This window comes from Pyxidicoccus fallax (assembly GCF_012933655.1).
In the GTDB taxonomy this organism is placed as follows: domain Bacteria; phylum Myxococcota; class Myxococcia; order Myxococcales; family Myxococcaceae; genus Myxococcus; species Myxococcus fallax.
On record NZ_JABBJJ010000209.1, the window covers coordinates 1 to 22,604 of the forward strand.

The 22,604-nt window shown below is 69.5% G+C and carries 13 protein-coding genes and 17 tRNA genes; 26 read left to right on the forward strand and 4 right to left on the reverse strand.

What is annotated here, in order from left to right; all coding sequences use genetic code 11:
* Both HG543_RS33970 and HG543_RS33975 read left to right on the forward strand, forming a co-directional pair.
* Positions 1–267, forward strand: a 267-nt coding sequence (locus HG543_RS33970; protein WP_169349083.1) for an FG-GAP repeat domain-containing protein, incomplete at its 5' end; no start/stop codon positions are given.
* Between the two features lie 205 nt (positions 268–472).
* Positions 473–2,194, forward strand: coding sequence for a hypothetical protein (locus HG543_RS33975; protein ID WP_169349084.1), 1,722 nt, complete (start codon positions 473–475; stop codon positions 2,192–2,194).
* A 12-nt stretch (positions 2,195–2,206) separates the two neighbouring features.
* Here HG543_RS33975 and HG543_RS33980 read toward each other — a convergent pair whose 3' ends face one another.
* Positions 2,207–3,232 (reverse strand): alpha/beta fold hydrolase, encoded by a 1,026-nt coding sequence (locus HG543_RS33980; RefSeq protein ID WP_169349085.1) that lies wholly within the window; start codon positions 3,230–3,232, stop codon positions 2,207–2,209.
* A 195-nt stretch (positions 3,233–3,427) separates the two neighbouring features.
* Here HG543_RS33980 and HG543_RS33985 point away from each other — a divergent pair, with 195 nt between their 5' ends.
* From HG543_RS33985 to HG543_RS34095, 23 genes are all read left to right on the forward strand, one after another.
* Complete coding sequence (locus HG543_RS33985; protein ID WP_169349086.1) at positions 3,428–3,676, forward strand: hypothetical protein; 249 nt, start codon at positions 3,428–3,430, stop codon at positions 3,674–3,676.
* 9 nt (positions 3,677–3,685) lie between these two features.
* Positions 3,686–4,267 (forward strand): ThiF family adenylyltransferase, encoded by a 582-nt coding sequence (locus HG543_RS33990; RefSeq protein WP_169349087.1) that lies wholly within the window; start codon positions 3,686–3,688, stop codon positions 4,265–4,267.
* A 184-nt stretch (positions 4,268–4,451) separates the two neighbouring features.
* On the forward strand, positions 4,452–4,613 hold the full coding sequence (locus HG543_RS33995) for a hypothetical protein (RefSeq protein WP_169349088.1): 162 nt from the start codon (positions 4,452–4,454) through the stop codon (positions 4,611–4,613).
* A 98-nt stretch (positions 4,614–4,711) separates the two neighbouring features.
* Positions 4,712–4,797 (forward strand) — tRNA-Tyr (locus HG543_RS34000).
* A 26-nt stretch (positions 4,798–4,823) separates the two neighbouring features.
* Positions 4,824–4,898 (forward strand) — tRNA-Pro (locus tag HG543_RS34005).
* Positions 4,899–4,918: 20 nt separating this feature from the next.
* Positions 4,919–4,989: transfer RNA gene (locus HG543_RS34010), tRNA-Ile, on the forward strand.
* A gap of 7 nt (positions 4,990–4,996) precedes the next feature.
* Positions 4,997–5,068: transfer RNA gene (locus HG543_RS34015), tRNA-His, on the forward strand.
* 77 nt (positions 5,069–5,145) lie between these two features.
* Positions 5,146–5,216: transfer RNA gene (locus tag HG543_RS34020), tRNA-Lys, on the forward strand.
* Between the two features lie 5 nt (positions 5,217–5,221).
* A tRNA-Gly gene (locus HG543_RS34025) sits at positions 5,222–5,292 on the forward strand.
* 14 nt (positions 5,293–5,306) lie between these two features.
* Positions 5,307–5,379 (forward strand) — tRNA-Gln (locus tag HG543_RS34030).
* 23 nt (positions 5,380–5,402) lie between these two features.
* Positions 5,403–5,476 (forward strand) — tRNA-Asn (locus HG543_RS34035).
* 9 nt (positions 5,477–5,485) lie between these two features.
* Positions 5,486–5,555 (forward strand) — tRNA-Cys (locus HG543_RS34040).
* A 22-nt stretch (positions 5,556–5,577) separates the two neighbouring features.
* A tRNA-Phe gene (locus HG543_RS34045) sits at positions 5,578–5,650 on the forward strand.
* A gap of 115 nt (positions 5,651–5,765) precedes the next feature.
* Positions 5,766–5,839: transfer RNA gene (locus tag HG543_RS34050), tRNA-Thr, on the forward strand.
* Between the two features lie 19 nt (positions 5,840–5,858).
* Positions 5,859–5,929 (forward strand) — tRNA-Ala (locus HG543_RS34055).
* 6 nt (positions 5,930–5,935) lie between these two features.
* A tRNA-Arg gene (locus HG543_RS34060) sits at positions 5,936–6,009 on the forward strand.
* Positions 6,010–6,022: 13 nt separating this feature from the next.
* Positions 6,023–6,097, forward strand: a tRNA-Arg gene (locus HG543_RS34065).
* A gap of 16 nt (positions 6,098–6,113) precedes the next feature.
* A tRNA-Met gene (locus tag HG543_RS34070) sits at positions 6,114–6,185 on the forward strand.
* Between the two features lie 96 nt (positions 6,186–6,281).
* Positions 6,282–6,355 (forward strand) — tRNA-Leu (locus HG543_RS34075).
* 57 nt (positions 6,356–6,412) lie between these two features.
* Positions 6,413–6,486: transfer RNA gene (locus tag HG543_RS34080), tRNA-Leu, on the forward strand.
* 23 nt (positions 6,487–6,509) lie between these two features.
* Positions 6,510–7,052, forward strand: a complete 543-nt coding sequence (locus HG543_RS34085; RefSeq protein WP_169349089.1) for an HNH endonuclease — start codon at positions 6,510–6,512, stop codon at positions 7,050–7,052.
* Between the two features lie 507 nt (positions 7,053–7,559).
* Complete coding sequence (locus HG543_RS34090; RefSeq protein ID WP_169349090.1) at positions 7,560–8,159, forward strand: cytochrome C; 600 nt, start codon at positions 7,560–7,562, stop codon at positions 8,157–8,159.
* A gap of 123 nt (positions 8,160–8,282) precedes the next feature.
* Entirely contained in the window at positions 8,283–11,105 is a 2,823-nt protein-coding gene (locus HG543_RS34095) for an AAA family ATPase (protein ID WP_169349091.1), read from the forward strand.
* Positions 11,106–11,204: 99 nt separating this feature from the next.
* Here the strand turns inward: HG543_RS34095 and HG543_RS34100 are convergent, their stop codons facing one another.
* On the reverse strand, positions 11,205–19,325 hold the full coding sequence (locus tag HG543_RS34100) for a CARDB domain-containing protein (protein WP_169349092.1): 8,121 nt from the start codon (positions 19,323–19,325) through the stop codon (positions 11,205–11,207).
* Positions 19,326–19,682: 357 nt separating this feature from the next.
* The gene (locus HG543_RS34105; protein ID WP_169349093.1) at positions 19,683–20,255 is read right to left on the reverse strand and encodes a hypothetical protein; all 573 of its coding nucleotides are present in this window, start codon (positions 20,253–20,255) and stop codon (positions 19,683–19,685) included.
* A 216-nt stretch (positions 20,256–20,471) separates the two neighbouring features.
* Here HG543_RS34105 and HG543_RS34110 point away from each other — a divergent pair, with 216 nt between their 5' ends.
* The gene (locus tag HG543_RS34110; RefSeq protein ID WP_169349094.1) at positions 20,472–21,686 is read left to right on the forward strand and encodes a polysaccharide deacetylase family protein; all 1,215 of its coding nucleotides are present in this window, start codon (positions 20,472–20,474) and stop codon (positions 21,684–21,686) included.
* 42 nt (positions 21,687–21,728) lie between these two features.
* Here the strand turns inward: HG543_RS34110 and HG543_RS34115 are convergent.
* The coding region (locus HG543_RS34115) for a MaoC family dehydratase (RefSeq protein WP_246357501.1) at positions 21,729–22,604 on the reverse strand (876 nt) is incomplete at its 5' end.

Sequence of the window (22,604 nt, forward strand, 5' to 3'; positions counted from 1 at the left end):
AGGAGCATCGCCCGTGCGCTGGCGCTGACGGACCTGGATGGGGATGGGCGGCAGGACGTCGTCGTCTCGAGCGGCGTCGCTCAGGTCGTGAGCGTGTTCCAGGGCGCCAGCACCGGCGGGTTCTCCGCGCGGTGGGACTTCACCCTCGCGGTCCCGCCCTCGGGCCTCGCACTGGCGGACTTCAATGGGGACGGCCGCGCGGACGTGGCCGTGGCGCAGGGGGCCAATGACTCGGTCCGCATCCTGGCGACGCGCTGTGGCCGCTGAGTGACGTGAGGGCCAGGGTCAAACGCTTCCGGGCTGTCGCCACGCGCCAAGACAAGATGGCGGCCAGCTACCTCGCCGTCCTGCACGTTGCATCCATGCTTCTCTGGCTGCGCGAATCAGGGACAGCCCCTGGCCTGTGAGTCCGTGGGAGGCACTTCTGGGAGATAATGGCGTGCTCCACACCCCTCCTTCCCGGAAGTCCCCCATGGCTCGCGCTCTCTGGCTCCTTCCCCTGCTCGCCCTCGCGGGATGCGGCGGCACACCTCCTCCACCCACGGTGGACGCGACGGCGCGGACCGCCTCCACGCTCATCGCGGATGCGCCGCTCAGCCCGGCTTCGGACGTCGCCATCTCCAACGTCACCGCGGGAGATGGCACCACGGCGAGTCTCCACGCCAAGGTCTCCGACTCGGTCGACACCAGCTTCGTGCGCGTGAAGAGCGGCTTCACCACGGGCCACATCACCTTCGGCTTCCCCACCGCGCCTGCGGGCACGCTGGCCCGGGTGGAAATCCTGGCGCGCACGGGCAACGTGGGCACCACCGCCGCCTCGGGCACGCTCCGGTTCGACGTCCTCGACGGTGCCACGCAGCTCGGCTCCGTCACCCAGACGCTCGCCAGCGTCACCACCACCAGTGACTCCTTGGCCCACGTCGTCACCTCGCGCACGGTGACGGAGCAGAGCCCGCTGCGCGTGAAGGTGACGCTCACCCACACGGCCGGCGCCGTGAAGCTCGCCCGGCTCTCCGTCAACCTCGTATACCGCCAGCCGCCGGCCGCCGTGGCGGGAGCGATGACCCGCTCCGGTGTCCCTCCCGCGAGCGCCACCTACGTCCGCAGCGCCATTGTCATGCTGGACTGGGCGGACCTGGAGACCTCCAATCAGGTCTTCGACTGGCAGCCCCTGCGACAGGCCGTCTCCAGCGTCACCAGCGGGACGTCGGTGGACAACGTGAAGCTCCGCATCATGGCGGGCATCGCCGCTCCCGCCTTCGTCAAGCGCGCCAACGACGGCGCGGGCCCCCAGTACGTCAGTGCTCCCGCCACTCCCGAGGGCGCGGCGGTCGACTGCTCCGTGTCCACGCAAGGCGGCGTGGGCGGCTACTACCCGGCCGGCGCGGGCTGCGTGCCGTTCTTCTGGTCCCAGGCGTACATGGCCCAGTACCGCGAGCTGATGACCGCGCTCCAGGACGAGCTGCTGACGAACACGACGCTGTACGCGGGCAGGACGCTGGACCAGCTCGTCACCACCGTCGTCGACTCCGCCTGCATGACGGCGTACGCCGAGCCCTTCTACCGGGCCCAGCTCAAGGGCTACACCCACCAGCGCCTGGCAAACGCCGGCCTGTCCCACCAGACGGACCTGGACTGCCACCTGCGCGCCATCGACGTGCACCGCGAGGTCTTCGGCACCTCCCGCCGCACCGCGCTCGCCATCAACAAGTGGGACGTCGTGCAGCCCGGCTGCACCGTGAGCAGCACCGCAGACGCATGCCGCACCCAGGTCTGGTCCAATGCCTCACCGTGGGGCGTCCGCGAGCTGCTGGAGAACCATGCGAAGCCGCGCCTCACCTTCGGCGGCGAGCTGCTGCTGGAGGTGCAGAACAACGGCATCGGCGAAGTGCCCACGGACCGCTGCACGGGCACCGGCACCGGGCTGACCAGCTACTTCTGCTACCTCCGCGATGACAGCGGCCCCCGGGGTGTGCAGACGGAGAGCTGGTCAAACCTCAACTCGAGCTGCTCGGACCTGTACCTCGCCCTGGACAACGCCGTGGCCATGAACAGCCACTTCGCCGAGCTCCCGGGCGGCTTTGGTGTCTGCAATTCCTCCATCCTCGCCTGCTACGACGAGAAGCTGAGAGACCTGCAAGCAGGCCAGCCCAACGCCTGTGACTGCGTGTCCACGCCATCCTGCCGGCAATAGGCTTATCCCTGCTCACGGCACCCGCGCGCCTTCCGGCCACCGCCCCGACAGGAAGGTCTCGACGGCGGGATTGAAGACCTCGGGACGCTCCAGGTGCGGAGCGTGCCCGGCCCCGGGGACTTCCAGCAGCCGGGCTCCGGGGATGGCGGCGGCCCACTCGCGCGCGCCCTCCACGGAGAAGAGGTCCGCCTCGCCATGGATGACGAGCGTCGTGGCACGCACCGCGCCCAGCTCCTGGCGCAAGTCCCAGTCCCCCAGCGAGGCGATGACCCGTGGCGACGTCTTCGTCAGGCCGTAGCGCACCGACTCGGCCGTGCCCACGCAGTGCTCCGAGCGCTTCCGCGCCCGACCCTCCGCGCTCATCAACATGGGGCCGGTGATGCTCCAGTACTCCCGGCACAGCGCGATGGGGTCCTCCGCCGTCCCCCAGGTCTGGAACAGCTCCATCATCCGCCGCCGCTGCGCCTCCGACGCCAGCGAGAAGAGCGCTTGGCCGTACTGCTCCGAGTACGGCACCCGCCGGGGTCCCACCGCGCCCACCAGCAGCAGCCGGCCCACCCGGTCCGGGTACCTCGCCGAGTAGCGTCCCGCGACGATGGGACCGAAGGAGAAAGCCGCCACGTCCATCCGCTCCAGCCCGAAGTGCCGGCGCACCGCCTCCAGGTCCTCCACCAGCGCGTCGATGGTCAGCAGCGACGCGTCCTCCGGCAGCGTGGAGCGACCGCCGCCTCGGTGGTCGTAGTAGATGACCGTGCGGTCCTTCGCGAGCACCCCGAAGTCGGGCGCCTCCTCGCGCAGGTCCCCACCCGGGCCGCCCTGCACGAAGACCAGTACCTCCGGGCCCGTGCCCTCGAGCTGGTAGTACAGCCGCATTCCATCCGCGCCCGGGAGATATCCCTCGCGCGTCTTCAGGGCCTCGCGTGTCGCGGAAGGGGCCGGCCCGGATGGCGCCTGCTGGCTCCGGCAGCCTGGCAACAGGAGCAGCCCCGCGAGCAGCGGGACGGAAAGGGTGCGGAGACGGCGGAGCGTCAGTGGCATGGGCACCTCGGAGCGGGCCGACCTGCCACTCAAGCTCCGGGAAGGGACGCCGCGACAGGGGCGGCGCGTCGCGAGGCCCCGGGTCCGCCTGGAAGTGGACGGATGTCAGGCAGCCCCGTCCCCCCGCGTCCCGGCGGGAGCCCCGCCGGCCGCGCTCATGCGTCCCGCCAGGGGTGCGAGGAGGCACGACAAACCATGGCGACGCTCAACATCACCTACGACGGGATGTCCGCGGACGTGCCCGTGGAGCTGGACCGGCCCGTGTCGGACACGGATGTCCGGCGCATCGCGGCGGAGCTGGTGCGCTCCGGCGGAGTTCCCGGCCTGCACCTGGCCACCCTGCGCGAGGATGCGTTCCAGCACTACGTGGTGGACCGCTTCCGGGGCGCGCGCGGCGACGAGCGCATCTACCTGCGCCCCAAGGTGCCCTTCGGCGCCCGCTGAGGTGAAGCCATGCGCATCATCTTCTGTGGCGTCGGAGCCATTGGCTCCACCGCGGCCGTCCTCTGCCGCAACCTGGAGGCCACCCTGGCCTTCATCGACTTCGACCGGGTGGAGTCGAAGAACCTGCTCTCGCAGGCCTACGTGAAGCCCTCGGTGGGGAAGAACAAGGCCGAGGCCCTCAAGCTGCAGCTGCTCAACCTGCACGGAGTCAAGGCCGAGTCCTTCGGCGTGCGCCTCACCCGGGACAACGTGGAGGCGCTGTGCGGCGGCGGGGACTTGCTGGTGGACTGCTTCGACAACCGCGACAGCCGCCTGCTCCTCAGTGAGTACGCGCGCAAGGCCGGCAAGCCCCTGGTCCACGGGGCGGTGAGCGCGGACGGCAACTTCGGACTGGTGCGCTGGGACGAGCGCTTCACCCCGGACGCCGAGGACACCGCCGGCCAGGCCACCTGCGAAGGGGGCGCCCACCTGCCGCTGATGGGCGTGCTGGCCGCGACGCTCGCCCGGGCCGTGCAGGACTTCCTCAAGCACGGCGTGAAGCGGGACGCCCTCGTGAATCTCACCGCCGTCGTCCCCACCTCGGGGACCTGAATAAAGGCTCCGGAGCCTCCAGCTCCGGGGCCTTTTTCGTTTCCGAAAGCCTCCGGAGCGCGGCTCTCTCCTTATAGGGCCCCTCCGCGAAACCCTGCTCCCCTCCCCCGCCACGAAAAGAAATCAGCACGCTGTCAGGGATGAATTTCCGGCGCGTCAATTCCCCATGAAAGGAGCGGTGGCCATGAACAACACGGTGACGCGGATGAGCCCGATGAAGTCGCAGTATCAGCACAACCTCTGGTCCAACGGTTTCGTTGTCCTCCCGTGCATTCGGCCGGCCATCGCCCCCAGCTTTTCCGTGGGATTCCGCCCGTATCACGCCCACCTGCCCGACTCCTGCTGACGCACCCCGTCCTGTGTCTCCACAGGCGATGCCACGCAGAGGCCGGGCTCCCACCAGGGAACCCGGCCTTTCGTCTTTCCGGGCTCCCGACCTCCTTTGGGGACGTAGAGCGTTAGGGGAGGCGCGTCGGCCTGTAGAGCCGGAGCCCGCGAGGGCCCGCTGGGTTCAACTCCCAGCGTCCCCATCACCGCAGCAAACGCAGTACCTCTTCTGGGTGTAGCTCAGTCTGGCCAGAGCGCACGGTTCGGATCCGTGAGGTCGCAGGTTCAAATCCTGTCACCCAGATACGCAGCAATCGCAGTGCACGGGGTATGGCTCAAAGGCAGAGCTCTCGCTTGATAAGCGGGCGGTCCCGGTTCGAGTCCGGGTGCCCCGACTGATGTTGGCCGAAGACGAATGGTGAGTCACCGGGATGTGACCCCGGGGCAGAGGGTTCGATTCCCTCCGGTCAACCAGACGTACCAGTTCTCTGACAACTGAATCGCAGTGGTGAAGCACGCCGTCCGCTCTCTTCAGGGGCGGCGCGCAAGACACCTCCGTAGCTCAACGGCTGAGCACCCGGCTCTTACCCGGGCGGTGAGGGTTCGAATCCCTCCGGAGGTACTCACGCGGGTGTCGTCCAGCGGCAGGATTTCGGTTTCCCATACCGACGACACGGGTTCGAATCCCGTCACCCGCTCTCTTCTGTTTCATACCTGGGTGGTCAAATGGTTCAAGACGGCGGGTTCTGACCCCGTAAGTGCAGGTTCGATTCCTGCCCCAGGTTCTCTCTTTCTGTACGCAGCACATTCCCCGGTAGCTCAATTGGCAGCAGCACGCGGCTGTTAACCGCGGGGTTGAAGGTTCGAGTCCTTCCCGGGGAGCTGATTCATGGCCTGTTCCGCCTGGGGCGGCAGCGGTCTGCAAAACCGTTTGGGGCGGGTTCGACTCCCGCACTGGCCTCTCTCGTAGCACCGCAGCACATGCCGGTCTGGCGTAGGTGGTCCGCGCGCCTGTCTGAAGCACAGGAGGACTCGGTTCGATTCCGGGGGCCGGTACTCGCAGCACGCAGCACGTTTCACCGCAGCACCATCATAGGCCGCGCTCCGGGGAGCAGCATCGACTCCAAATCGAAGCCAGCGGGGATCAACACCCTGGCGGCCTGTCTCAAACGCTCCTGTAGCTCAGATGGTAGCAGCACCGGTTTCGTAAACCGGGGGTCGTCGGTTCGAGCCCGACCGGGAGCACTCGTCGCACCGCAGTACTGGGATCATGGCTCAATGGGAGAGCGCTCGGCTTGCACCCGAGATGTCCGGGTTCGAATCCCGGTGGTTCCACTTCCTGTCCCTGTAGCTCAGTGGATGAGAGCGCACGGCGCCGAACCGTGAGGCCGCAGGTTCAATTCCTGCCAGGGATACTCAGTCACACACGCTTCCGTAGCTCAGCGGATTCAGAGCGGGCGCGTCCTAAGCGCACGGTCGCAGGTTCGAGTCCTGCCGGGAGCACACAGCACCTTTTTTCTGCGGAGTGGGACCGGCAGTCCCACTGGGCCTCATAAGCCTGGGTCGCAGGGTTCGACTCCCTGCTCCGCAACTTCAAGCACGCCGAGCCAGCTGGAGACGGCAACGGTCCCACATACCGTATCCGCCGGGTTCGATCCCCGGGGCGTGCACTCTTTCAGCAACCCATGCCGGAATAGCCCAATTGGCAGAGGCACCAGGTCGAGAACCTGGCGAGTGCGGGTTCGACTCCCGCTTCCGGCACTCGTCGCACGCAGCACGCAGCACGCAGTGAGAGGTCAGAGGAAGCTCCCGAAGCACGTCCGCGTAGCCCAACTGGGAGAGGCCGCCGGCTCAAACCCGGCCGAGTGCGAGTTCGAATCTCGCCGTGGACAACAACCCCGAGAGGCACCGTGTCATGGAGACGCTGGTTCTCAGTCAGTCCTACGAGCCCGTCGCGCGAATCCCCTGGCAGCGCGCGGTGATGCTCATCTTTCAGGGGAAGGTCGAGGTGGTCGAGGAGTACGAGGACCGCTTCGTGCGCTCGGTGACGGTGGCGGTGCGCATGCCCTCCGTCATCCGCTTCATCCGCGGGCTGCGCAAGGGCCCCAAGGGCGTGAAGTTCAGCCGGGAGAACGTGTACCTGCGCGACAACTGCCGCTGCCAGTACTGCGGCGTGAAGGTGTCGCGGCCCGAGGCCACGTACGACCACGTCCTCCCCCGCGCGCAGGGTGGCAAGACGTGCTGGGAGAACGTCGTCATCGCGTGTGTGCCCTGCAACCAGAAGAAGGGCAACCGCACTCCCGAGGTGGCGCGGATGGCACTGCGCAGCACGCCCGTGAAGCCCAAGCGGCTGCCCGAGGCGATGCACCTGACCTTCATGTTCGAGAAGGGCATGCCCGTGTCGTGGGCCAAGTTCCTGGGGGACATGGCGTACTGGCACGTGGAGCTGGAGGAGTAGTGAGGTCGCGAGTCGAAGGGAGGCTCCCAGAGGGGGTCTCCGCCCCCGCGCCGTCCCGGGACGACGCACCACGGGGGTAGGAGGAACCGCCAGAGGCGGGCCTCCCGCCTCGCGCAACCTCCCCGCGCGCCGGCAGGCGGGAACGCTGCTGCCGGCACTTTTTTCTGGGAGGTCGACGCCGGAGGCCGGCGGCCCGTTTCGAAAACGGTGCGAGCGACACGCGCGCTTGGGGTTCGAGTCCCCTGCCTTCCGCTCGCTGTACGTCTCATGGAAGCTGGACTGGCGTTGGCGCCAGGCCCCGCCGCTAACGGGTGCGAGCCGGACCTCCGGCTTGAGGTTCGAATCCTCCGGCTTCCGCTTTTTCCCTGCCCTCCGGGACCATGGCCCTCCGTCTGGATGTGCTGCGCACGACGCGGCCCGAGACCGCGACACGGTATGGCTGGCAGCCCTTCATCCCTAGGGTCCCCGCCACCGGCACGCCGGGTGCCGGCAAAGGGGTACACGCACATGAAGGACTTCCAGAAGGGCTGCTGGGCGGCGGGGCTGGGATTGCTCTCCATCATGGGAGGGATTGGGCTGGGTTGCGGCTTGGAGGACGCGCCTCCCACGCATGGCCAGCACACCGAGGACCCGCTGGGCGCCGAGGAGCGGGAGCGCGTCGAGCGGGGCCTGGAGCTCTCCCCCGTGCCGGTGGACCTGGAGGGGTTGGACCGCGACCTGGTGGGCCTGGGCAGCTACATCGTCAACGCCCAGGGCGGCTGCCATGACTGCCATACCAACCCGCCCTTCGAGCCCGGAGGCAACCCCTTCCGGGGGGAGCCCGAGCGCATCAACACCGCGCACTTCCTGGCGGGCGGGGTGCCGTTCGGCCCGAAGGTGGTGTCCGCCAACCTCACCCCGGACGCGGAGGGCCTCCCCGGAGGGAATACCTGGGAGGAGTTCCTGGAGTTGATGCGCACCGGCCGTGAGGAGAACGGCGACATCCTCCAGGTCATGCCCTGGAACGTCTACGGGAAGATGCGGGAGCGGGAGCTGCGGGCCATCTACGAATACCTGCGGGCCATTCCCTCGGCCCAGCCGGGAACGGTGCCCCCTCCGGCGCCCTGAGAGCGGCCGCTCTCCGTCCGGCCCCGACGTTTCGGGGCCCCCGGACGCCCAGTCGGGATTGCGCGCTCACCACGGCGGTTCAGCAAGGTTAGAGTGCGCAACCGCGAGGGGGCGGCTGACGACATGGCGACGAGGAAGAGCGAGGACCAGGAACGGCTCATCGACCGCGACCTCACGGCGCTGGCCCGCGACGGCAAGCTGCCGGCCGCGCACGGGGTGGACGCCGCCGTGACGGAGGTGCTCGGTCTGCTGACGCGGGGCGGCAAGCACCCCTTGCTGTCCGGCGAGGCCGGTGTGGGCAAGAGCGCGCTCGTGCAGGAGGTGGCGCGCCGCATCGCCGAGGGGCGCGTGGACGCCGAGCTGGCCCAGGGCCGGCTGGTGGAGGTGTCCGTCGCCAACATCCTCGCGCGCAGCAACCAGCGCCAGGCCGCGGAGAGCTTCGAGGAGCTGCTCGCGCACCTGAGCCGACACCCCTGCCCCATCATCTACATCCGGGATTTGCCCGCGGCCCTCGGAGGGCCCCTGGCCCCGGTGGCCGTGCGCGCCCTGCGCACCGGCGGCCTGCGCTTCATCTTCGAGACGGAGCCCAAGCGCGTGCAGGAACTGCTGCGCTCGGACGAGGCGCTGGCCGAGCGGCTCCACCTGCTGCCGCTGCACGAGCCGCCGCTGGACAAGGCGCGCTGGGTGCTGGGCCGGGTGGCCGAGGAGCTGGAGAAGGAGCTGCGGCTGCCCATCGACCCGGCGGCGTGTGACCTCGCCCTGCGCCTGTCGGCCAAGTTCCTGCTGGCGCAGCGGATGCCGCGCAAGGCGATAGAGCTGCTCAAGGAGACGGCGGCGGAGGCCGCGAGCGCGGCCAAGGACCACGTGGGCCCCGAGGACGTGCTCACCCGCTTCTGTTCCGCCACGCGCCTGCCGCGCTTCGTGGTGGACGACGCGATGCCGCTCGACCTTGAGGAGACCGAGCGCTTCTTCGGCGAGCGGCTCCTGGGGCAGACGGACGCGGTGGCGGCGGTGCTGCGCTCGGTGGCGCTCCTGAAGGCGGGGCTCAACGACCCGCGCCGGCCGCTGGGCGTGTTCCTCTTCGCGGGCCCCACGGGCGTGGGCAAGACGCAGCTGGCGAAGCTGCTGGCGGAGTACCTCTTCGGCTCGGCGGACAGGCTGGTGCGCCTCAACATGGCGGACTACCCCAACGACGGCGACGAGAGCGTCCCCTTCGGCGCGGCGTGGGCCCCGGCGCTGGAGACGCGGCGCGGTGAGCTGAGCGCGCTGCTCGACGGCAAGGTGTTCACCGTGCTGCTGCTCGACGAGTTCGAGAAGGCGGCGCGCAGCGTGCACGACCGCTTCCTGCAGCTGTTCGACGAGGGCACCTTCGTCAACGGGGCCGGGGAGACGGTGTCGTGCAACAACACGCTCATCGTCGCCACGTCCAACGTGGGCGCGGAGGTGTACCGCGAGTCCGGCATGGGCTTCGTGGGCCACAAGCGCGCGGAGGAGATGGTGACGGAGGTGGACCGCCGCATCGGCGAGGCCTTCCGTCCCGAGTTCCTCAACCGCTTCGACGCCATCTGCCACTTCCGGCCGCTGTCCAAGGTGGACATCCGCAAGATTGCCCAGCGCGAGGTGGGCCGCGTGCTGGAGCGCGAGGGCATCCGCGCGCGCTCGCTGGACGTGGAGGTGACGCCGCAGGTGGTGGACCTGCTGGTGGAGCGCGGCTACTCGCCGCAGTTCGGCGCGCGCTACCTGCAGCGTGAAATCGAGAAGACGCTCACCGCGGCGCTCGCCGTGGAGATTGCGCGCAAGCCGCTGCCGCCGGGCACGCCGGTGCGGGTGGAGGCGCGCCCCGGGGGCCGGGTGGTGGCGGTGGCCGAGCCGGCGCTGCCGCCTCCGTCGCCCACGGCGCAGCTGTTGCTGCCGTCCGCGCGCGCGGCTCCGGTGAAGCGGCGGCTGGACCGCAAGTCGCTCCTGTTCGAGATGGACCGGCTCGTCGGCAAGACGCGCGCCCTGGCGGCGTCCGCGGGCCGGCCGGAGCTGGAGCAGCGGCGCGCGTCGCTGCTGGCGGAGACGCAGGCGCCCAACCTCTGGGACGACCCCACGCACGCGGCCGAGGTCATCCGGGCCTTCCGCACGGTGGAGGCGCACATCAACGAGCTGGAGCGCCTGGAGGCCGCGTGCCTCTTCGCGCGGCGGCTGGTGCGCGAGGCGAAGAACGAGGTGCAGCTCGCGTCCGCGGCGAAGCAGGTGGAGGACGTGGCGCGCGAGGTGCAGATGGCCGAGGCGCTCAACGCGTCCGGCGCCACGCAGCAGGACACGGAGGCGCTGGTGGACATCTGCGCCAGCGACTCGGCGGAGGCGCAGGACGCGTGGGTGCAGGAGCTGGCCACCATGTACCTGGGCTGGGCGCAGCGGCGCGGCTACGAGGCGGTGGCCGTGGCCGAGGCGGAAGAGCCCTCGCGCGTGGTGGTGCGCATCGCCGGCCCGGGCGCGTACGGCTTCCTCGCCGGCGAGACGGGCCTGCACCGGCGCCTGGAGGACGAGAAGCGCCAGCGCGCCTACGTGCGCGTGCACCGCGGCGGCGCGCTGCCGGCGGAGGACCTGGAGCTCTTGGACGTGCAGGGCCGGCCGGTGAAGGCCCAGCAAGGCTCCTACCTGCAGCGCGTGCGCACCGAGGTGACGGTGAAGGACGAGTCCTCCGGGCGCGTGCTCACCCTCACGGGCGCGGGCGAGCTGGACGAATTGAAGGACATCGCCGCCCGCGTGGTGTCCGGCCAGGGCGGCTCCACCGACGAGTGTCGCCGCTACTACGTGGGACGTGGCGCCCGCGTGGAGGACCCGCGCACCGGCGCCGGCACCCCGCGCGTGAAGGACGTCATGCGCGGCGAGCTGGACGTCTTCATCGCCGCGTGGATTTCCCGTCCGCCCGCGGACTCGCCGGCCACGGGGAGCTGAGAAAAGCGAAGGGCGGGAGCCATGACGGCCTCCCGCCCCTCGAAGCCGCGAAGGGCGGGAGCCAACCACCGGCCCCCGCCCTTCACGTGTGAAGCGTTGCTACGGGGTCAGCTCGAGCGCGAAGTCCGCCCGGGCGTTGTTGTCCTCACGCAGCTCCTCCTCCGTGTGTCCCGGGTCCACGAGGGCCCCCAGGAAGAAGGAGCCGGGGCCCTGGGACGCCGGCGGCCGGTACGCATACCCCTGCACGCTGAGCGTCTCGCACTGTCCCGCGGCCAGCGGGCTCACCTGGATGTTGCCCACCAGGTGCTGGTCCGTCGGCCACGGCATGTTCGGCGTCGGCGGGGTGAGCGTGGTGTCCATGGAGATGTACAGCTCCAGGTGCGTGCCGTAGGGGCTCGCCAGGGCCGTCGTGCCCTGGTTGCACACCTTCACCGTGGCGGTGAACGGGTCGCCATCGCGCACCGTGGTGGGGGCGCTCAGCTCCGTCACCACCAGGTCCGAGCGCTCGCCCACGCCCATGAGGTCGCCCACGAGGATGTTGTTGTCCTCGCGCAGCTCCTCGACGGACCGGTCACCATCGACGATGGCGGCCAGGTAGACGCTCCCATTCCACGGCGCCTCCGGAGGCGGGCTCGCGGAGCCCTGCACGGAGAGCGTCTCGCACTGCCCCGGCGCGAGCGGCGACACGGAGTGCATGCCCACCAGCGACTGGTCGGGGCGCGGCCCCGGCTGCTGGGGGTCCGGCATCGCCAGCGTGGTGTCGGTGGAGAGGTACAGCTCCACCCGCGGATAACCCGTGGAGACCGGCTCCGTGCCCTGGTTGCACACCTTCACCGTGGCGGTGAAGGGCGCGTCGCGCTGCACGCTGGCCGGAGCGCTCAGCTCCGTGACCACCAGGTCCGAGCGCAAGCCCACACCCAGCAGGCCCTCGGCGAAGGTGTTGTTGTCCTCGCGCAGCTCCTGCTCGGCCTGCTGCGGGTCCACGATGGCGCCCAGGTAGTAGGCCCCATCGTTGTAATTGGACGCGTACGGCAGGTCCGCGGTCGCGTTCACGTTCTCGGTCACGCACTGTCCCGGCTGCAGCGGCAGCAGGGTCACGGTGCCAATCATCCGCTGGTCCGTGGGCATCGGCATGCTCGGGCCCTGGGTGTTGGGCAGGGTGAGCGTGGCGTCCATGGACAGGTACAGCTCCACCTGCGTCTGGCCATACCAGGAGCCACCGGAGTCCTGCGTGCCCTCGTTGCACACCGTCACCGCGGCGGTGAAGGCGTCCCCCTGGCGCACGCTGGTCGGAGCCGTCACCTTCGTCACCACGAGGTCCGAGAGCCAGCCCACACCCACGAAGCCGCTGGTGAAGGTGTTGTTGTCCTCGCGCAGCTCCTGCTCCTGCCGGTACGGGTCCACGATGGCGCCCAGGTAGAAGGCAGAGCGGGGCTCCATCGTCGGCGGCGGGTAGGCCTGGGCCTGCACCGGCAGGTCCATGCACTGCCCGGCGTGCAGGTACGGCGTCGGCGCGGAGCCAATCATCCGCTGCTCCATGGGCAGCATCGGGCCCGGGCCCTGGGTGTTGGGCAGGGAGAGCGTGGCGTTCGTGGAGAGGTACAGCTCCACCTGGCCATACCCGTTGGTGTATTCGGTGCCCTGGTTGCACACCGTCACGGTGGCGGTGAAGGTGGAGCCGTCGCGCACGTTGGCCGGGGCCGTCACCTTCGTCACCACGAGGTCCGGACGCTGGCCCACGCCCACGAGGCCGCCGATGAAGGTGTTGTTGTCCTCGCGCAGCTCCTGCTCCTGCCCGTACGGGTCCACGATGGCGCCCACGTAGAGGGAGGCGTTCGGCTCCATCACGTCTGGCGGCAGGTACGCCTGGGCCTGCACGTCCCGTGTCACGCACTGCCCGGCATACAGCGAGGGCACCTGCGTGGAGCCAATCATCCGCTGGTCCGTGGGCATCGGGCCCGGGCCCTGGGTGTTGGGCAGGGAGAGCGTGGTGTCCGTGGACAGGTACAGCTCCACCTGGGTGGAGCCACCGTTGGTGTACTCGGTGCCCTGGTTGCACACCGTCACCGAGGCGGTGAAGGAGTGGCCGTCACGCACGCTGGCCGGGGCGGTCACCGACGTCACCACGAGGTCCGCGAGGTGGCCCACGCCCACGAGGTCGCCGACGAAGGTGTTGTTGTCCTCGCGCAGCTCCTGCTCCTGCCCGTACGGGTCCACGATGGCGCCCAGGTAGAGGGAGGCGTTCGGCTCCATCACATCCGGCGGCGGGTAGGCCTGGGCCTGCACCGGCAGGTCCACGCACTGCCCGGCATACATCGAGGGCACCTGCGTGGAGCCAATCATCCGCTGGCTCGTGGGCAGCATCGGGCCCGGGCCCTGGGTGTTGGGCGGGGTGAGCGTGGCGTCCGTGGAGAGGTACAGCTCCACCTGGTTGGAGCCGCTGTTGGTGTACTCGGTGCCCTGGTTGCACACCGTCACCTTCGCCGCGAAGGGATGGCCATCACGCACGCTGGCCGGAGCCGTCACCTTCGTCACCACGAGGTCCGCGAGGTGGCCCACGCCCACGCGGTCGCCGATGAAGGCGTTGTTGTCCTCGCGCAGCTCCTGCTCGGACTGGTACGGGTCCACGATGGCGCCCACGTAGAGGGAGGCGTTCGGCTCCATCACGTCTGGCGGCAGGTACGCCTGGGCCTGCACCGGCAGGTCCACGCATTGCCCTGCGTACAGGTATGGCACCTGCGTGAGGCCAATCATCCGCTGGTCCGTGGGCATCGGCACGCCCGGGCCCTGGGTGTTGGGCAGGGAGAGCGTGGTGTCCGTGGAGAGGTACAACTCCAGCTGGCCGTACCCGTTGGTGTATTCGGTGCCCTGGTTGCACACCGTCACCGCGGCGGTGAAGGTGGAGCCGTCACGCACGCTGGCCGGGGCCGTCACCTTCGTCACGACGAGGTCCGCACGCTGGCCCACGCCCACGAGGCCACCGATGAAGGTGTTGTTGTCCTCGCGCAGCTCCTGCTCCTGCCCGTACGGGTCCACGATGGCGCCCACGTAGAGAGAGGCGTTCGGCTCCATCACGTCTGGCGGCAGGTAGGCCTGGGCCTGCATGTCTCGCGTCGCACACTGCCCGGCATACAGCGAGGGCACCTGCGTGGAGCCAATCATCCGCTGGTCCGTGGGCATCGGGCCCGGGCCCTGGGTGTTGGGCAGGGAGAGCGTGGCATCCATGGAGAGGTAGAGCTCCAGCTGGCCGTACCCGCTGGTGTACTCGGTGCCCTGGTTGCACACCGTCACCGAGGCGGTGAAGGACTGGCCGTCACGCACGCTGGCCGGAGCGGTCACCGACGTCACGACGAGGTCCGCGAGGTGGCCCACGCCCACGAGGCCGCCGACGAAGGCGTTGTTGTCCTCGCGCAGCTCCTGCTCCTGCCCGTAGGGGTCCACGATGGCGCCCAGGTAGAGGGCGGCGTTCGGCTCCATCACGTCTGGCGGCGGGTAGGCCTGGGCCTGCACCGGCAGGTCCACGCACTGCCCGGCATACAGCGAGGGCACCTGCGTGGAGCCAATCATCCGCTGGTCCATGGGCAGCATCGGGCCCGGGCCTTGGGTGTTGGGCAGGGTGAGCGTGGTGTCCGTGGACAGGTACAGCTCCAGCTGGTTGGAGCCGCTGTTGGTGTACTCGGTGCCCTGGTTGCACACCGTCACCGAGGCGGTGAAGGGATGGCCGTCACGCACGCTGGCCGGGGCAGTCACCTTCGTCACGACGAGGTCCGCGAGGTGGCCCACGCCCACGAGGTCGCCGACGAAGGCGTTGTTGTCCTCGCGCAGCTCCTGCTCCTGCCCGTACGGGTCCACGATGGCGCCCAGGTAGAGGGCGGCGTTCGGCTCCATCACATCCGGCGGCGGATACGCCTGGGCCTGCACCGGCAGGTCCACGCACTGCCCGGCATACATCGAGGGCACCTGCGTGGAGCCAATCATCCGCTGGCTCGTGGGCAGCATCGGGCCCGGGCCCTGGGGGTTGGGCAGGGAGAGCGCGGCGTCCGTGGAGAAGTACAACTCCAGCTGGCCGTACCCGTTGGTGTACTCGGTGCCCTGGTTGCACACCGTCACCGAGGCGGTGAAGGTAGAGCCATCACGCACGCTGGCCGGGGCCGTCACCTTCGTCACGACGAGGTCCGCACGCTGGCCCACGCCCACGAGGCCACCGATGAAGGTGTTGTTGTCCTCGCGCAGCTCCTGCTCGGACTGGTACGGGTCCACGATGGCGCCCAGGTAGAGGGCGGCGTTCGGCCCCATCACATCCGGCGGCAGGTAGGCCTGGGCCTGCACGTCTCGCGTCACACACTGCCCGGCATACAGCGAGGGCAGCTGAAGCGAGCCAATCATCCGCTGGTCCGTGGGCATCGGCACGCCCGGGCCCTGGGTGTTGGGCAGGGAGAGCGTGGTGTCCGTGGAGAGGTACAACTCCAGCTGGCCGTACCCGTTGGTGAACTCGTTGCCCTGATTGCACACCGTCACCGAGGCGGTGAAGGACTGGCCGTCACGCACGCTGGCCGGGGCCGTCACCTTCGTCACGACGAGGTCCGGACGCTGGCCCACGCCCACGAGGTTGCCGATGAAGGTGTTGTTGTCCTCGCGCAGCTCCTGCTCCTGCCCGTACGGGTCCACGATGGCGCCCACGTAGAGGGAGGCGTTCGGCTCCATCACGTCTGGCGGCAGGTAGGCCTGGGCCTGCACGTCTCGCGTCACACACTGCCCGGCATACAGCGAGGGCAGTTGCGTGGAGCCAATCATCCGCTGGTCCATGGGCAGCATCGGGCCCGGGCCCTGGGTGTTGGGCAGGGAGAGCGTGGTGTCCGTGGAGAAGTACAGCTCCAGCTGGGTGGAGCCGCCATTGGTGTACTCGGTGCCCTGGTTGCACACCGTCACCGCGGCGGTGAAGGTAGAGCCGTCACGCACGCTGGCCGGAGCGGTCACCGACGTCACGACGAGGTCCGCGAGGTGGCCCACGCCCACGAGGCCGCCGATGAAGGTGTTGTTGTCCTCGCGCAGCTCCTGCTCCTGCCCGTATGGGTCCACGATGGCGCCCAGGTAGAGGGCGGCGTTCGGCTCCATCACGTCTGGCGGCGGGTAGGCCTGGGCCTGCACCGGCAGGTCCACGCACTGCCCGGGGTACAGGTACGGCACCGGCGCGGAGCCAATCATCCGCTGCTCCATGGGCAGCATCGGACCCGGGCCCTGGGTGTTGGGCAGGGTGAGCGTGGTGTTCGTGGAGAGGTAGAGCTCCAGCTGGCTGTACCCGTTGGTGTACTCGGTGCCCTGGTTGCACACCGTCACCGCGGCGGTGAAGGTGGAGCCATCACGCACGTTGGCCGGAGCCGTCACCTTCGTCACCACGAGGTCCGAGAGCCAGCCCATGCCCACGAAGCCGCTGGTGAAGGTGTTGTTGTCCTCGCGCAGCTCCTGCTCCTGCCGGTACGGGTCCACGATGGCGCCCAGGTAGAAGGCAGAGCGGGGCTCCATCGTCGGCGGCGGGTACGCATAGGCCTGCACCGGCAGGTCCATGCACTGCCCGGCATACATCGAGGGCACCTGCGTGGAGCCAATCATCCGCTGCTCCATGGGCAGCATCGGGCCCGGGCCCTGGGTGTTGGGCAGGGAGAGCGTGGCGTTCGTGGAGAGGTACAGCTCCACCTGGCCATACCCGTTGGTGTACTCGGTGCCCTGGTTGCACACCGTCACGGTGGCGGTGAAGGTGGAGCCGTCGCGCACGTTGGCCGGGGCCGTCACCTTCGTTACCACGAGGTCCGCGAGGTGGCCCACGCCCACGAGGCCGCTGATGAAGGTGTTGTTGTCCTCGCGCAGCTCCTGCTCCTGCCCGTACGGGTCCACGATGGCGCCCACGTAGAGGGAGGCGTTCGGCTCCATCACGTCTGGCGGCAGGTATGCCTGGGCCTGCACGTCCCGCGTCACACACTGCCCGGCGTACAGCGAGGGCAGCTGCTGAAGCGAGCCAATCATCCGCTGGTCCGTGGGCATCGGGCCCGGGCCCTGGGTGTTGGGCAGGGAGAGCGTGGCATCCATGGAGAAGTACAGCTCCAACTGGGTGGAGCCGCCGTTGGTGTACTCGGTGCCCTGGTTGCACACCGTCACCGAGGCGGTGAAGGACTGACCGTCGCGCACGCTGGCCGGGGTCGTCACCTTCGTCACCACGAGGTCCGCGCGGTGGCCCACGCCCATGAGGCCGCCGACGAAGGCGTTGTTGTCCTCGCGCAGCTCCTGCTCCTGCCCGTACGGGTCCACGATGGCGCCCACGTAGAGGGAGGCGTTCGGCTCCATCACATCCGGCGGCAGGTACGCCTGGGCCTGCACGTCCCGCGTCACGCACTGCCCGGCATACAGCGAGGACAGCTGAAGCGAGCCAATCATCCGCTGGCTCGTGGGCAGCATCGGGCCCGGGCCCTGGGTGTTGGGAAGGGTGAGCGTGGCGTTCGTGGAGAAGTAGAGCTCCAGCGGGCCGTACCCGTTGCTGTACTCGGTGCCCTGGTTGCACACCGTCACCGAGGCGGTGAAGGACTGGCCGTCACGCACGCTGGCTGGGGCCGTCACCTTCGTCACCACGAGGTCCGCGCGGTGGCCCACGCCCACGAGGCCACCGATGAAGGTGTTGTTGTCCTCGCGCAGCTCCTGCTCGGACTGGTACGGGTCCACGATGGCGCCCAGGTAGAGGGCGGCGTTCGGCTCCATCACGTCTGGCGGCGGGTACGCATAGGCCTGCACCGGCAGGTCCACGCACTGCCCGGGGGACAGGTATGGCACCGGCGCGGAGCCAATCATGCGCTGGTCCATGGGCAGCATCGGGCCCGGGCCCGACATGGCCGGAGCCGTGAGCGTGGTGTCCGTGGACAGGTACAGCTCCAAGGGGACCGAGCTGTACGCGGACTCGGTGCCCTGGTTGCACACCGTCACGGTGGCGGTGAAGGACTGGCCGTCACGCACGCTGGCCGGGGACGTCACCTTCGTCACCACGAGGTCCGAGCGGAAGCCCACGCCGAGCTTGCCGGCGACGGAGGTGTTGTTGTCCTCGCGCAGCTCCTGCTCGGACTGGTAGGGGTCCACGATGGCGCCCAGGTAGTACGCGCCGTCACCCTGCGCGTCCTGGGGCAGCCAGGCCGACGCCTGCACGGCGCGCGTGGCGCACTGGCCCGCCTGCAGCCCGTGGACGTTCACCTGGCCAATCATCCGCTGGTCCGTGGGCAGCGGCGTGCCCGGAGCCGGCGGCGTGAGCTGGTCGTCCATGGAGAGGTACAGCTCCACGGGGGCCGAGTTGTACGCGGACTCGGTGCCCTGGTTGCACACCGTCACGGTGGTGGTGAAGGGCTCTCCGTGCCGCACGCTGGCCGGGCCCTTCACCTCCGTCACCACGAGGTCCGAGCGGAAGCCCACGCCGAGCTTGCCGGTGACGAAGGTGTTGTTGTCCTCGCGCAGCTCCTGCTCGGACTGGTAGGGGTCCACGATGGCGCCCAGGTAGTACGCGCCGTCACCCTGCGCGTCCGGAGGCAGGTCGGCATGGACCTGCACGGCGCGCGTGGCGCACTGGCCCGCGGCGAGCCCGTGGACGTTCACCTGGCCAATCATCCGCTGGTCGGTGGGCAGCGGCGTGCCCGGGGCCGGCAGCGCGAGCTGGTCGTCCATGGAGAGGTACAGCTCCACGGGGGCCGAGCTGTACGTGTACTGCGTGCCCTGGTTGCACACCGTCACGGTGGCGGTGAAGGACTGTCCGGGCCGGATGCTGGTCGGGCCCTTCACCTCCGTCACCACGAGGTCCGGGCGGAAGCCCACGCCCATGGGCTCGGACACGAAGGCGTTGTTCGTCTCATCGGCCTCGGTCAGCACCTGGTGGACGTCGACGATGGCGCCCACGTAGTAGGCCCCATCTCCCTGCGCGTCCGGAGGCAGGGACGCATAGGCATCCACCTCGCGCGTCACGCACTGCGCCGGGTCCAGCGGGGGGACCTGCAGGTTGCCGATCAGCTGCTGGTCCGGCGGAAGAGGCCCGCCCGACGGCATCGAGAGGCTGGTGTCCGTGGAGAGGTACAGCTCCAGCCAGGGCCAGCTGTAGTACGTCGTCGCCGGCTCCGAGCCCTGGTTGCACACCGTCACGGTGGCCTTGAAGGGCTGTCCGGGCAGGGCGCTCCGGGGGGTGGACAGCTTCGTCACCACCAGGTCCGGGCCGAAGGTCAGGGCGCTCGGTCGTGACCAGGTTTGAGGTTGAGTGTCCTCGGGGGGGGGGCTTACAGCTCCTCCACATCCCGCCCCCGCGAAGAGTCCTACCGCCAGCCATAGAGGCATGGCTTTCGCTACAGGCTGCTGCCTTTTCATGAAGTCTCCTGCTGTGGCCCCTGCCGGACGCGCCGACGAGTGCGAGCCCGCGAACCTGACGGCCGCTTAAGCTCCTAGCAGGCAGACTGAAAGGCAGAAAAGCACGCAGGAGGTCACGACTGACATTGTCAGCGCATTCGTGACACCCCTCTGCGACGAAATGCGTCCCCGGACACGTGCCGGTGACGATTCTTGTCAGCGGCTGCGGTTGGCCACCCTGGTGGGTGGGCCCTGGCGCGGCACGGCGGAGATGGCCTGGACGAACTGACGGGCGCTCTGCGGGAAGGGACCGCGCGCCACCTCGGCGCCGCTCGGGTCGAGCACCTTCGCGACGACCTGGCCGAAGCCCTTCGCCAGGCCCATGGCCTTGTGGGGCTCGCCCTTGGAGTCCGCCACCATGAAGAGCGACGTCTCCAGCTCCGGCGGGGGCGCCTCGCCATGCTGGCGGAACACGTCCCGCATCAGGTCCAGCGACTCCTTGTGACTCTTGCGAATCTCGCCCTTCGCCATGCCCTTGAAGAGGCCGGGCACGTCCCGCAGGTCCACGTGCACCACGACGATGGGCTTCTCGTCGCGCACGTCGTAGATGAACTTGTAGACGTGCTGACGCAGCTCGTCACGCGTGCCCTTGTTGGCGTAGAGGACGACGGTGGGCCGTCCCTGGCCGATGGGAATCTCCCGGCCGAAGACGTCCTTGGACTCGGCGGCCTGGGCGGGGATGGCTCCCAGCAGGGTGAACAGACATGCGAGCGCGGCGAGCTTCTTCATTCGGTGTGGCCTTTCGTGCGTGACTGCTTGCGAAGTCCTCACCAACATCCCCGGCCCTCATGCTGAATCCCCGGATGTGACAGGTGGGGTGCGGCGTACCCCCGCCCCGTGGACCACGGCGCGCGGGCACGCCTGCTCGATTGCCCGGCGTTCGAGACTTCTGATAACGCGCCTTCACCGCGCCACACGGAACGTGGCGCCAGGAGGGGGCAGTACATGTCGAAGTCATGCAGGGGTTTGATAGGAATTGCCGCGTTGCTGGGCGTGACGCTGGAGGGGCCGGTGTTCGCGGCCGAGCCTTTCGAGCAGGGAATGGTGACCATCACCCTGGATGACGGGTGGGCCACGCAGTACACGAAGGCGCGTCCTGCGCTCAACGCGCGCAACATGGACGCCTCGTACGCGCTCGTCACCCAGGCCCTGGCGCAGGGCTGGGGCGGCTACATGACGACGGCGCAGGTCCAGACGCTCGTGGCCGAGGGCAACGACATCGCCAGCCACACGGTGTCGCACCCGAACCTGATGACGCTGTCCCCCGCCCAGCTCACCTCGGAACTGGTGGACTCGCAGTCGTGGCTGGTGAACACCCTGGGCCTGCCCGCGGTGCCGAACTTCGTCGTGCCCTACGGGTACTACGACGCCACCACCCTCGCGGCCATCCGGCAGACCTACGGCAGCAGCCGCACGGTGAAAGGTGGCCGCAACTTCCGCGACTCGATTGTGTACGAGCTGCGCGCCAACGACGTGCACCAAAGGGTGGCGGTGAGCACCGTGCGCGGCTGGATTGACCAGGCCGCCGCGGAGAAGAGCTGGCTCATCCTCGTGTTTCACGAGTTCATCGACGGCACGCCGGTGCGCGACACGCAGTACCGGACGTCCAACTTCACGGCCATCCTGGACCACATCCGCACGAGCGGCCTGCCCACCGTCACCCTGGCCCAGGGCGTGGCGATGATGGAGGGGCGCACCGACCCGGACCCGGCGGCCGGCCTGCCTGTCTACGTGGATGGGATGGAGAGCGGCTTCGACAACTGGAGCTGGGCGACGCACTCGCTGGACGAGACGGGCGTGGTGCACGCGGGCTCCACGGCCATCCGCTTCGAGCCGGACGCGTGGTCGGGGCTGATGTTCCACCACTCGGGCGTGGACCTGTCCCAGTACCAGTCCGTCGAGCTGTGGGTGCACGGCGGCACCACGGGCGGACAGGCCGTGCAGCTCGTGCTGCACGATGGCAGCCAGTGGCTCGGGGCCGTCACGCTGGACGCGGCGCTGGGCGCCCCCATCGCCGCGGGCACCTGGCAGAAGGTGACCGTTCCCCTGGCCAGCCTGGGCGTGACGTCGGGCACCCTGGTGGACCTGTACTTCATGGACGCCTCGGGCGGAGACCAGGGCACGGTGTACCTGGATGACATCACGCTGGTTCCGTACTGAGCCGGCGCGGGCCCGGGGGTCCCACGGTGCGCCGTGGGGTCTTCAGGCGCCGGGCTTCAGCGAGCCGAAGACGTGCGGGGTGCCGTCCTCGCCCTTCACGCGGTAGGTGACGCTGCCGTCCCGCCGCGCCGTCTGGAACACCACGCGCGAGGGCAGCAGCAGCGGGCGGCGGAAGTCGGAGGTGAGGGTGAGCGCGGGGCCTTCCGCGGCCTCGCCCATCTCCGCCACGCAGCGGCCCACGGTCCACATGCCGTGGGCGATGGCGCGGGGGAAGCCGAACGCGCGCGCCGTCAGCGCATGCAGGTGGATGGGGTTGTAGTCGCCGGAGGCCCGGGCGTAGCGGCGGCCGATGTCCTCGGCGACGGGCCACGTCGCGGGGCGGCTGCCGGCGAAGAGGGACTCCTCCTCGGACGCGGCGGCGGTGTTGGACGGCTTCGGCTCGCGCGGGCGCTCGGCGCCTCCGGGCAGGCGGCGGAGCATGGTGGTGACGGCGCTCCAGACGGTGGCGCCCTCCGCCTCCACCCGGGTGTGCAAATCCAGCTCGCGTCCCTGCCGCGCCTCGCGCTGGCCCTCCACCCACGTGTGCACCGACAGCGGGGCGTGCTCCGGCAGGCGGCGGTGCTGGTGGATGCGGTTGCGCACGTGAATCATGCCGAGGAGGCGGTAGGGGAAGTCCGGGTGGTTGAGCAGCGCGATGTGCAGCGCCCCGACGAGCACCTGGGGAAACGGCAGCGGCAGGTGGCCGTCGGCGGGAAAGCCGCAGACCTCGCGGTAGATGGCGAGCTGGCGCGAATCCGGAACGAAGGTGTTCAGCCGCGCCTCCAGCCGGGGCACCTCGCCGGGGCGCGAGGGGCGGCGGGCCACGGCGGCGCGCAGCAGCTCCCGGGCGAGGGGCGGAGGCGAGGCGAACTCGAGGAC

Coding starts and splice junctions, on each gene's coding strand:
- HG543_RS33975 (WP_169349084.1), top strand. CDS start 473: ATGGCTCGCGCTCTCTGGCTCCTTCCCCTGCTCGCCCTCGCGGGATGC.
- HG543_RS33980 (WP_169349085.1), bottom strand. CDS start 3,232: ATGCCACTGACGCTCCGCCGTCTCCGCACCCTTTCCGTCCCGCTGCTC.
- HG543_RS33985 (WP_169349086.1), top strand. CDS start 3,428: ATGGCGACGCTCAACATCACCTACGACGGGATGTCCGCGGACGTGCCC.
- HG543_RS33990 (WP_169349087.1), top strand. CDS start 3,686: ATGCGCATCATCTTCTGTGGCGTCGGAGCCATTGGCTCCACCGCGGCC.
- HG543_RS33995 (WP_169349088.1), top strand. CDS start 4,452: ATGAACAACACGGTGACGCGGATGAGCCCGATGAAGTCGCAGTATCAG.
- HG543_RS34085 (WP_169349089.1), top strand. CDS start 6,510: ATGGAGACGCTGGTTCTCAGTCAGTCCTACGAGCCCGTCGCGCGAATC.
- HG543_RS34090 (WP_169349090.1), top strand. CDS start 7,560: ATGAAGGACTTCCAGAAGGGCTGCTGGGCGGCGGGGCTGGGATTGCTC.
- HG543_RS34095 (WP_169349091.1), top strand. CDS start 8,283: ATGGCGACGAGGAAGAGCGAGGACCAGGAACGGCTCATCGACCGCGAC.
- HG543_RS34105 (WP_169349093.1), bottom strand. CDS start 20,255: ATGAAGAAGCTCGCCGCGCTCGCATGTCTGTTCACCCTGCTGGGAGCC.
- HG543_RS34110 (WP_169349094.1), top strand. CDS start 20,472: ATGTCGAAGTCATGCAGGGGTTTGATAGGAATTGCCGCGTTGCTGGGC.